Origin of the sequence: Dietzia sp. UBA5065, from assembly GCA_002415925.1 — a bacterium.
Taxonomy (GTDB): domain Bacteria; phylum Actinomycetota; class Actinomycetes; order Mycobacteriales; family Mycobacteriaceae; genus Dietzia.
Map to the genome: position 1 here is coordinate 1944 of DIAZ01000156.1, position 3614 is coordinate 5557.

A 3614-nucleotide genomic window follows, 5' to 3' on the forward strand; every position below is an offset into this window, starting at 1 on the left:
GAGACCGAGGTCTACGTCCAGATGTGCCGGCGCTGGCGCGAGATCCCCAAGCCGATGATCGCCCAGGTGCACGGCGCCTGCATCGCCGGCGGGCTCATGCTGGCGTGGGTGTGCGACTTCATCGTGGCCTCCGACGACGCGTTCTTCTCCGACCCCGTGGTGAAGATGGGCATCCCGGGCGTCGAGTACTTCGCCCACGCCTTTGTCCTGGGCCCGCGGCGCGCCAAGGAGATCCTCTACACCGGTCGCAGGTTCACCGCGGCGGACGCCCTGGACTGGGGGATGCTCAACCACGTGGTTCCGCGCGACGACCTGCAGGCCAAGGTCGACGGGATCGCGGCGGAGATCGCGGAGATGCCCGCCTTCGGGCTCACCCTGGCCAAGAAGGTCATCAACTCGAACGAGGACCAGATGGGGCTGCAGACCTCCCTGGACACCGCCTTCGGCTGGCACATGTTCGCCCACTCCGCCAACGCCGAGCCCGACGACTCCGACTCGTTCTCCGCCTCCCTCGGCGGGATGGACGCCCGCTCGATGCGCGACAGCGCCAACACCGGCTCGACCGGCCAGAAGAAGGACTGACGACGTGGACCTGCACCTGGACGCCGCGACCGAGGAGTTCCGCCTCGAGGTCCGGCAGTGGCTGGCCGCCAACGTGCCGGCCGAGCCGCTGCCGCACATGGACACCGCCGAGGGCTTCGAGGCCCACCGCGCGTGGGAGGCCACGATGGCCGACGCCCGCATGTCGGTCGTCTCCTGGCCCGAGGAGTTCGGCGGCCGCGACTGCGGGCTCGTGAACTGGGTGGTCTTCGAGGAGGAGTACTTCCGCGCGGGCGCGCCGCTGCGGGTGAGCCAGAACGGCATCTTCCTGCTGGCCCCGACCCTGTTCGACCACGCCTCCCCCGAGCAGCTCGCGCGCATCATGCCGCGCATGGCCCGCGCCGACGACATCTGGGCGCAGGCCTGGTCCGAGCCCGAGGCCGGGTCCGACCTCGCCTCCCTGCGCTCGACCGCGACGCGCGTCGACGGCGGCTGGGTCCTGAGCGGCCAGAAGGTGTGGTCCACCCGCGCCTCCTTTGCCGACAAGGGCTTCGGGCTGTTCCGCACGGATCCGAACGAGCCGCGCCACAAGGGCCTGACCTACTTCATGTTCGACCTGCGGGCCGAGGGCGTGACCGTTCGGCCGATCGACCAGCTGGACGGCCTGCCCGGCTTCGCGGAGCTGTTCCTCGAGGACGTCTTTGTCCCCGACGACCCGGCCGACCCCGGCGAGTCCGGCGTGATCGGCGAGGTCAACCAGGGCTGGAAGGTGGCCATGTCCACCGCCAACAACGAGCGCGGGCTCTCCCTGCGCTCGCCCGGCCGGTTCCTGGCCACCACCGACCGCCTGCTCGAGCTGTGGGACGGCGCCGAGGCAGGCCTGGACGAGCGCACCCGCGGCGCCCTGGCCGACCGCGTGGTGGATGCGTGGATCGGCTCCCGCGCCTACGAGCTGAGCACGTGGAACACGGTCACCACGCTCACCGGCGGGGCCAACCTGGGCTTCGAGTCCTCCATCAACAAGGTCTTCTGGTCCACGTGGGACATCGCGACCCACGAGACCGCGCTCGACATCCTCGGGCACGCCGGCGAGCTGGCCGGCGAGCAGTGGATGGACGGCTACCTGTTCGCCCTCGCCGGCCCCATCTACGCGGGCACCAACGAGGTCCAGAAGAACATCATCGCCGAGCGCCTCCTCGGCCTTCCGCGCGGATAACGGGGGACACCATGGATTTCGCACTCGATCCCGACATCACCGACTTCGCCGCGAGCATCGACTCGCTGCTCGCCAAGTCCGACCTGCCCGCGGTCATCCGCGCCTGGGCCGCCGGCGACACCGCCCCCGGCACCGCCGTGTGGGGCCGCGTCGCCGAGACCGGCGCCGCCGCCCTGCTCGTCCCCGAGGAGTCCGGCGGGGCCGGCGCCACCGCGGTCGAGGCCGTGGTCGCGCTCGAGGTCCTGGGCCGCCACGCCGTCCCCGGCCCGGTCGTGGAGTCCGTCATGGTGGCCCCGCGCATCGCCGCCGCGCTGGGCGGCGACTCCGACGCCGGCGACGTGGCCGGCGAGATCGCCGCCGGCACGCCGGCGTCGGTCGCCGCGCCGGGGGTCTCCCCCTTCGCGCCCGACGCCCACGTCGCGCAGTACCTGTGGGTCGTCGACGACGACGAGGTGTTCACCGGCACCGCCGGCGAGACCCGACGCTCGGTCGACCGCGCCCGCACCGTCACCACCCCGACCCGCGGCGAGCGGGTCGGCGCGGCGAGCACCGTCGACCTGGTCAACCACGGCGCGCTCGGCACCGCGGCCCAGCTCATGGGCCTGGGGCGGGCGATGCTCGACATGAGCGTGGACTACGCGGGGCAGCGCAAGCAGTACGGCAAGCTCATCGGCGAGTACCAGGGGCTCAAGCACCAGCTGGCCGACGTGGCGATCGCGCTCGAGATGGCCCGGCCCCTGCTGTGGGCCGGCGCCCTGGCGATCGCCGAGAACCCCGGCGATCCCGGCGCGGCCGTCCGCGACGTCTCCGCCGCCCGCGTGGCCGTGGCCGACGCCGCCTACCTGTCCGCGCGCACCGCGCTCCAGGTGCACGGCGCCATCGGCTACACCCTGGAGCACGACCTGGGCCTGTGGCTGACCAAGACCCGCGCGCTGCAGACCGCGTGGGGCACCCAGAGTTACCACCGCGGCCGGGTGCTCGAGAGCCTGGGGAGCGCCCGGTGAGCGCGCCCGGCGTGGACACCGAGGAGCAGGCCGCCCTGCGCGAGTCGGTGGCGGCGCTGCTGGAGAAGAAGTCGGACTCGGCGGCGGTCCGCGCGGCGATCGCGTCCGAGGACGGGTTCGACCCCGCGCTGTGGTCGACGCTGGTCGAGCAGATCGGCGCGGCCGCGCTGTCCATCCCCGAGGCCCACGACGGCGCCGGCGCCACCTGGGTCGAGACCCACCTGGTGTGCGAGGAGCTCGGCCGCCGGCTCACCCCCTCCCCGCTGCTCGGCTCGGCCGTCCTGGCCGCGCAGGCCGTGCTGGCCGCCGGCGACGACGCCGCGTGCGCCCGCCTGCTGCCCGGAATCGCCGCCGGCGAGCAGGCCGCCCTGTGCTGGGCCTCGGACTCGGGCTGGGCCACGCCCGGCGTACGCGCGGCCGCGGACTCGCTCACCGGCACCGCCCACCACGTCCTGGGCGCCGACACCGCCGCCACCCTGCTCGTCGTGGCCGTCACCGGCCACACGGTGGGCCTGTTCGAGGTCCCCGCGGACGCCGCCGGGGTCCGCGTCACCCGCGTGCCCGTCATGGATCCCACCCGCACCCTGGCCCGCGTGGAGTTCCACGGCGTCGCCGCCACGGCCATCCCCACCCGCCCCAGCTTCCTGCCCCGCCTGCGCGCCGCCGCGTGGGCCGCGATCTCCGCCGAGCAGGTCGGCGCCGCCCGCGCCGTGCTCGACGCGACCGTGCGGTACACGCAGGAGCGCAGGCAGTTCGGCCGCGCCATCGGCTCCTTCCAGGCGCTCAAGCACCGCATGGCCGACATGTACGTCAAGACCGAGACCGCCCGGTCCCTGTCCTACTCCGCCGCCGCG

General features: G+C 73.7%; 4 protein-coding genes. All 4 read left to right on the top strand.

Translation table 11 applies throughout. The features are described 5' to 3' along the window. On the top strand, nucleotides 1–582 hold a 582-nt coding region (locus B4M60_RS12765), incomplete at its 5' end, for an enoyl-CoA hydratase-related protein (protein WP_291084605.1). A gap of 4 nt (nucleotides 583–586) precedes the next feature. Further along, entirely contained in the window at nucleotides 587–1756 is a 1170-nt protein-coding gene (locus tag B4M60_RS12770; RefSeq protein ID WP_291084608.1) for an acyl-CoA dehydrogenase family protein, read from the top strand. 11 nt (nucleotides 1757–1767) lie between these two features. Next, nucleotides 1768–2760, top strand: coding sequence for an acyl-CoA dehydrogenase (locus B4M60_RS12775; RefSeq protein ID WP_291084611.1), 993 nt, complete (start codon nucleotides 1768–1770; stop codon nucleotides 2758–2760). After that, nucleotides 2757–3614: acyl-CoA dehydrogenase family protein (locus tag B4M60_RS12780; protein ID WP_291084613.1), on the top strand; the 858-nt coding region annotated here is incomplete at its 3' end. The genes B4M60_RS12775 and B4M60_RS12780, both read left to right, overlap by 4 nt.